The organism is uncultured Rhodoblastus sp., from assembly GCF_903903185.1.
In the GTDB taxonomy this organism is placed as follows: domain Bacteria; phylum Pseudomonadota; class Alphaproteobacteria; order Rhizobiales; family Beijerinckiaceae; genus Rhodoblastus.
Genome location: NZ_CAIUXT010000161.1, coordinates 1 through 7270 on the forward strand (window position 1 = coordinate 1; position 7270 = coordinate 7270).

Annotated in this window: 4 protein-coding genes; 3 read left to right on the plus strand and 1 reads right to left on the minus strand. The window is 65.4% G+C overall.

All coding sequences use genetic code 11. The features are described 5' to 3' along the window. Positions 1-1396: DNA translocase FtsK (locus QZY01_RS15440; protein ID WP_294538686.1), on the minus strand; the 1396-nt coding region annotated here is incomplete at its 3' end. Positions 1397-1668: 272 nt separating this feature from the next. Between QZY01_RS15440 and QZY01_RS15445 the strand changes: the two genes are divergently transcribed. The 3 genes from QZY01_RS15445 to QZY01_RS15455 form a co-directional block, all read left to right on the plus strand. Beyond that, positions 1669-3120 (plus strand): ATP-binding protein, encoded by a 1452-nt coding sequence (locus QZY01_RS15445; protein WP_294538688.1) that lies wholly within the window; start codon positions 1669-1671, stop codon positions 3118-3120. Positions 3121-3133: 13 nt separating this feature from the next. After that, complete coding sequence (locus QZY01_RS15450) at positions 3134-6079, plus strand: bifunctional [glutamine synthetase] adenylyltransferase/[glutamine synthetase]-adenylyl-L-tyrosine phosphorylase (RefSeq protein ID WP_294538690.1); 2946 nt, start codon at positions 3134-3136, stop codon at positions 6077-6079. A gap of 48 nt (positions 6080-6127) precedes the next feature. Further along, on the plus strand, positions 6128-7270 hold a 1143-nt coding region (locus QZY01_RS15455), incomplete at its 3' end, for a methylmalonyl-CoA mutase family protein (RefSeq protein ID WP_294538692.1).

Sequence of the window (7270 nt, forward strand, 5' to 3'; positions counted from 1 at the left end):
CGCCGATGGTTTTGCCGAGCGCGATGGCGAGCTTGTGTTTGGCGCCAGTGAAATCGGGGGAGGCGACCAATTCGCGCAAATAGACCGTTTCGCGGCGGGGATTGGGCAGTTCGATGCCGATGGCGTTGCGTCCGGGCACGACGGCGACACGGGCGGAGATGGCGGACATCGAGCGGGCGATGTCGTCGGCCAGCCCGATCACCCGCGACGATTTGATCCCCGGCGCCGGCTCGAATTCGTAAAGCGTCACCACCGGGCCGGGATGGGCGTTCAGAATATCGCCGCGAACGCCAAAATCCTCCAAGGTCTTTTCGAGCACGTCGGAATTGATTTCGAGCTGTTCGTCCGGCTGGGCGGGGCTTTCGATTTGGGGCGGCTCGCTCAGCATTTCGACTTCGAGCGGTTCGTAGGCCTCGACCCGCAGCGGCGCAGGCGCGATTTTTTCGCGCGTCGCGACGGGCTTTTTGGCCGGCGAGGCCGCAGGCGAGAGAACTTGCGGCTCCTGCGCCGGGCCGGCCCCGGCCTTGACCCGCACGCGAATTTTTTCCGGCTTTTCGGCGGCTGCGATTTCAACCGGCAAGGTCTCGGGCGCCCGCGCCGGCGCGTTTGCCAGACCGCGAAATTCGCAGGAGAAGCGCGCCCCCATGGCGCCGAAGCCGCCAAATGCCGGCGGCGCCGGGTTTTTGGGCGCGGCGGCGGTTTCCGGTTCGCCGCGCGCGGCGCGCACAGGGTCGGGGGTGCGGGCGTAACGCACGCGCGCGGCCTCGGCATCGGGGGAAGGGATTGCGGCCAGCCGCGCCAGCGCGGCGACGCGCTCGGACTCTTGGGCGGCGATTTGAGCCTCCACCTCGGCGAGGCGGCGCGCTTTTTCCTCGGCCCGGCGCCGGGTCAGCGCGGATTCCGGCGTGCGGGTGAAACGCACATTCGGCCGGTCGACGCGCCAGAAATGCGGCGAGGGCGGTTCTTCCGCCGTGGTGGGGCGCTTTTCCGCGCAAAATTGCGGCGCTTGTGGCGGCGGCTCGACGCTTTGGCCAGAATTTTGCAAAATTTCCCGGGAGCGCCGGGTCGCCAGAGCCTCGCGGAAGGCCTGCCGGCCAGGATCGGCCTGCGCCCTCGGCGAAAAATCGGGCGCCGGCGAGGCTTGCATCCCGAAGTCTTCGAGCGTTTCGGACGGGACGGCGCGGGGCCGGCGCAGATAGGGCGCATAGGGCGGGTGCGCCGGATCGTCTTCCACATTCTGGAAGCCGTGCAGCCCGTCGATCTGGCGCAAGGTCATGCCGTCATGGCCGAAAGCCGCCCGCTGGGCGAGCGGCGTGGCGCGCGTATTCCTGCTGGAATGGGGGCGCCGGCCCGCGCCAAAAAACCGCGCAAGCCAATGGTCGATCGTCATCAACATTTACGGGCGCCTTCGATACGCAAACTTGAGCATATTCGCAAAAAGCCGGAGACTTTTTGGACAGGAATATGCGGTTAAGACACTTGCATGGCTCGAACCTGGTCGAGTCGGGTTCGACAATGGCGCGGGCGGAGTTAATGTCGGGTTTCCGCAAGGGTCGGCGCCTCGGGCGGGTTTGGCATGACCAATCGGTAATTTGCCGGAAATGCAAGGATCGTCGAACCTGACCGATGAATCGCAAGGAAAATTTTTTGGAAATCCGGGCGGGCGGCATGAAAGTGGCAAAGTTGTTTGGCGGCGCCGCCCGATGGCCGGGCTTGACACGCCTGTTCAGGACCACCGCCTTCAAGCTGGCGTTCGCCTATCTGGTCATCATCGGCCTTGGCTTCACCCTCGTGCTCGACCGGGTCGGCGAAAGGGTCCGCGAACTGATCGACGTGCAGATGCGCCAGACCGTTGCCGCCGATCTCAAGGGCTTGGCCGATCAATATGCCGAGGGCGGCCTGAGCCAGCTCGCCGCCGTGGTCGATCGTCGCTCGCGCACGCCCGGCGCCTCGATCTATCTCGTGGTGTCGCCGACCGGCGTGACGCTGGCCGGCAATGTGCTGGAATTGCCGCCCGGCGTGCTCGACCAGAAGGAGGCGGTCGAGACCACTTATGAGCGCGCCGGCGTTCCCAATGTCCAGCGCCGCGCCATGGCCAAGGTTTTCGAACTGCCGGGACATTTCAAGCTGCTGATCGGCCACGATCTCGAGGACCGCGAGAGGCTGAGCCATATCCTGGGCTCGGCCCTGTTCACCTCGCTGTTATGGCTGTTGACGATCGGCGGCCTCGGCGGATTATTCGTCGCGCGCCGGCTGCTCAACCGCGTCGATGCGATGAGCGCCAAGGCCGCCACCCTGCTGGAGGAAGACCTTTCCGGCCGGTTGCCTTTGTCGGGGGCCGACGACGAACTCGACCGGCTGGCGCGCAATCTCAATGCCATGCTCGACCGCATCAAGGGCCTGATGGAGGGCATCCGCCAGGTCTCGGACAATATCGCCCATGACCTGCGCACGCCTTTGACCCGGCTGCGCAACCACGCCGAGCACGCCTTGCAACTCGACCAGGGCGAGGCGGCCTGTCGCGCCGCGCTGGAGCAGGTGATCGACGAGGCCGATGGGCTGATCCGCATATTCAATGCGCTGTTGATGATCGCCCGCGCCGAATCGCAATCCTCCGGCGAATCGCTCGCCGATCTCGACGCCGCCGAACTGGTCCATGACATGGCGGAGCTTTACGAGCCGGCAGCCGACGAAAGCGGTGTCGAATTGCAGGTCCGGGCTACGCCGCCGCTGCCGGTTCGCGGCCAGCGCGAGCTGATCGGGCAGGCGCTGGCCAATCTGATCGACAATGCGCTTAAATATGGCGCCCCCGATCTGCCCGGCGTCAAGGCGATCATCGAAATTTCGGCGACCGGCGACGATTTGGGCGTCGAAATCGCGGTAGCCGATCGTGGGCCGGGCATTCCGGAAGACCAGCGGTCGCGCGTGCTGGAGCGTTTCGTGCGGCTGGAATCCTCGCGCTCGCGCCCGGGCAGCGGCCTCGGCCTGTCGCTCGCCGCCGCCGTGGCGCGGCTGCATGGCGGGCATTTGCGGCTGGAGGATTTCGCGCCCGGCCTGCGCGTCGTCCTGACTTTTCCGCGCGACCGGGAGAACGGGCCGCCCAAAAGCGCTGCGTCGTGAGGATGGCGGGCCAATGAACAAGAGCGTGACCTTTCGTCTTCCCAAGGCCGCCAACATTGCCGGCGCCCGGGCAAAGCTTGCCGATTTCCTGCAGGAGACGCGCGACGAGGCGGAAGCCTTGCAGGCCTTGCCGGACTGGCCGAAGACCGAAGCGCTGCTGCTCGGACTTGTCGATCAATCGCCTTTCCTGTGGGGACTGATCCGCCGCGACCCCGCCCGCCTGCTGAATATTTTGCAAAAGCCGCCGGAACAGGCGCTCGACGAGGCGCTGCATCGGTTGACCGCCTGTGGCGACGAAAATTGTTCGCAAGCGCAGGCGATGGCGCTGTTGCGGCGCGTCAAGCAGGAGACGGCGCTGATCGTGGCGCTGGCCGATCTTACCGGGGCCTATGATGTGCCTGCGGCGACGAGGGCGCTGTCGCGCGCCGCCGACCGTTTTGTCGCCGCCGCGCTGCGGGCCGCGCTGCGGCTCTCCGGCGACAAGCTCGCCCCCGCCAGCGCCGAGGAGCCCGAGGTCGAATGCGGTTTTGTCGTGCTGGCTCTCGGCAAGCACGGCGCGTTTGAGCTGAACTATTCCTCCGACGTCGATCTGGTGATCTTTTACGATTCGCGCGCCCGCGCGCTCATCGCCGGGCCGGGGGCGAGGGCCAACGCCCTGCGGCTGACCCAGCATCTGGTCAAGCTTCTGCAGGAGCACACCGGCGACGGCTATGTGCTGCGCGTCGATCTGCGCCTGCGGCCCGATCCCGGCTCGACCGCGCCGGCGGTTTCGCTCGACGCGGCGCGCCATTATTACGAAACCCTCGGCCAGAACTGGGAGCGCGCCGCGATGATCAAGGCGCGCCCGGTCGCCGGCGATCTGGCCCTGGGCCTCAATTTCCTCAACGAAATGTCGGCCTTCATCTGGCGCAAATATTTCGATTACGCGGCCATCGCCGACATTCACGCGATGAAACGGCAGATCCACGCGGCGCGCGGCCATGCCGAAATCGCGGTCGCCGGACATGACCTCAAGCTCGGTCGCGGCGGCATTCGCGAGATCGAGTTTTTTGTGCAGACCCAGCAATTGATCTTCGGCGGACGCCGCCAGCTGCTGCGTGGCGCGCGCACGCTCGACATGCTGCGCCAACTGGCGCAGGACGGCTGGATCACGGCGCAGGCGGCTTTGGAGCTCGGCGAAGCCTATGTCTTTTTGCGGGCGCTGGAGCATCGGTTGCAGATGGTCGCGGACCAGCAGACGCAGCGCCTGCCCGAAGACCAGGCGGGCCTGAACCTGTTCGCGCGTTTCTGCGGCTATGGCGGCGCAGCGGGCCTTTCCAAAGACCTGCTGCGCCATTTGCGCGCGGTGGAAAAACATTACGCCCGGCTGTTCGAACACGCGCCGGGGCTGGATTCGCGCGCCGGCAATCTCGTTTTCACCGGCAAGGCGGACGATCCGGCGACGCTCGACACGCTGCGCGAAATGGGCTTTCGCGATCCCGCCGCCGCCGCCGAGACGGTGCGCGGCTGGCATTTCGGCCGCCGCCCGGCGGTGCGCACGCCGCGCGCGCGCGAAGTCCTGACCGAACTGGTGCCGGCCTTGCTCGACGCGTTCTCGAAATCCGGCGACGCCGATTCAGGCATGGCCGCTTTCGACGCGGCGCTCGCCAAAATGCCTGCTGCGGTCGAGCTTTTCGCTTTGCTCCGGTCCCATGCGCCGATGCGCCAGCTCTTCGCCGATATTTTAGGCGGCGCGCCGCGGCTGGCTCAGGTCATCGTGCAGAGCCCGCATCTGCTTGACGCGGCCATCGACCGGGGCGTCGCCGGCGCGCCGATGGATGAAGCGGCCTATGCCGGGCGGCTCGGCCTCATCATCGGGGAGGCGGAAAATATCGAGGCCTTTCTCGATGTGGCGCGGGGTTTCGCGGCGGAAGAGAATTTCATGATCGGGCTGCGGCTGTTCGCCGGCCAGATCGAGCCGGACCAGGCGGCGCAGGCCTATTCCGCGCTTGCCGCGACGCTGGTGCGCGCCAGCCTCAAGGCGGTCGAGGGCTTTTTCGCCGCCGAACACGGACGCATCCAGCATGGGCGCTGCGTCGTGCTGGCGCTCGGAAAATTCGGCTCGGTCGAGATGACCGCGACCTCCGATCTCGATCTGGTGCTGCTTTACGATTTCGACGCGCAAAAACCGGAATCCGACGGCGCGAAACCCTTGCACGCCACGCTATATTACACCCGCCTGACCCAGCGGCTGATCGCGGCGCTGACGGCGCCGACGCGGCGCGGAAAACTGTTCGAGGTCGATATGCGGCTGCGCCCCTCCGGCCGGCAGGGGCCGCTGGCGACGCAGATCGGCTCCTTCCGCGCCTATCAAGCGGGAGAGGCGGAAATCTGGGAACATATGGCTTTGACCCGAGCGCGGCCGGTCGCCGGCGATCCGGATTTGGCCGAGGTGTCGCGCGACATCGTCGAGCGAAGCATTTTTGTCGCGCGTGACCTCAAGGCGCTGGCCAAAGCGGTGCGCGAGATGCGCGCCCTGGTCGCCCGGGAAAAAGGCGAAGGGGACAGCTGGGATCTCAAACGCGCCGCCGGCGGCCTTCTCGACATCGAATTCATCGCGCAATTTCTGGCGCTGGGCCATGGTTTCGAAGAAAAATCGCTGCGCGCGACCGCGACCCGCGACATTCTCGTTCATGCGGCGCGGGTGGGCCTGCTCGACGCCAAAACGGCGGAAACCCTGACCGGAGCGCTGTCGCTATACGGCAATGTCACGCAATGGCTGCGTCTGGCGCTTGATGTCGGCGCCGATCCGCGCCGGGCGGCGCAGGGGGTGAAACGGCGCATCTCCGCAGCTTCCGGCCTGCCGGACTTTGCCTTGCTGGAGCGCGAACTGGCGGCGACGCGCAAGGAGGTGCGTCGGATTTTCAGCCGGCTGTTGTCGCGGCAGGGGCGCCCTTTGGACTATGGCGCGCTTGAGTAGAGACGAGTATAGTACGAGCATGGCCAATTCAAGATCAGGGATGGACGGATGACCAGGATACCCGATTTTTCGACCCTCGCCCTTCCTGCCCGGCAGAACGCCGCAGCGCCGGCTTTCGCAACCGAGAACTGGCTGACGCCGGAAGGTATTGAGGTCAAAAGCGTTTATGATCCGGAAGATGTGGCGGGCCTGCCGGCGATCGATTCCTACCCCGGCGCCGCGCCGTTTCTGCGCGGTCCTTATCCCACGATGTATGTCAATCAGCCCTGGACGGTGCGGCAATATGCCGGCTTCTCGACGGCGGAGGATTCCAACGCCTTCTATCGCCGTAATCTCGCAGCCGGTCAGAAGGGGCTGTCGGTCGCCTTCGATCTCGCCACCCATCGCGGCTATGATTCGGACCATCCGCGCGTCGCCGGCGATGTCGGCATGGCGGGCGTGGCGATCGATTCCATCTATGATATGCGCACGCTGTTCTCGGGGATTCCGCTCGACCAGATGTCGGTTTCGATGACGATGAACGGCGCGGTGCTGCCGGTTCTAGCGCTTTATATTGTCGCGGCGGAAGAACAGGGCGTGCCGGCGGCGAAACTGTCGGGCACGATTCAGAACGATATTTTGAAAGAATTCATGGTGCGCAACACCTACATCTATCCACCAAGCCATTCGATGCGCATCATTGCCGATATTTTCGCCTATACGTCAAAAAACATGCCGAAATTCAACTCGATTTCGATCTCCGGCTATCACATGCAGGAAGCCGGCGCGACGCAGGATCTCGAACTCGCCTATACGCTGGCCGACGGCGTCGAATATCTGCGCGCCGGCATCGCGGCGGGGCTGACGGTGGACCAGTTCGCGCCGCGCCTGTCGTTCTTCTGGGCGATCGGCATGAATTTCTTCATGGAGGTCGCAAAACTGCGCGCCGCGCGCCTGATCTGGGCGAAACTCGTCAAGGATTTCGGGCCGAAATCGGAAAAGAGCCTGCCCTTGCGCACGCATTCGCAGACGTCCGGCTGGTCGCTGACAGCGCAGGACGTCTACAACAACGTGGTGCGCACCTGCATCGAGGCGATGGCGGCGACGCAGGGGCACACGCAGTCGCTGCACACCAATGCGCTGGACGAGGCGCTCGCACTGCCGACCGATTTTTCCGCGCGCATCGCCCGCAATACGCAGCTGTTCCTGCAG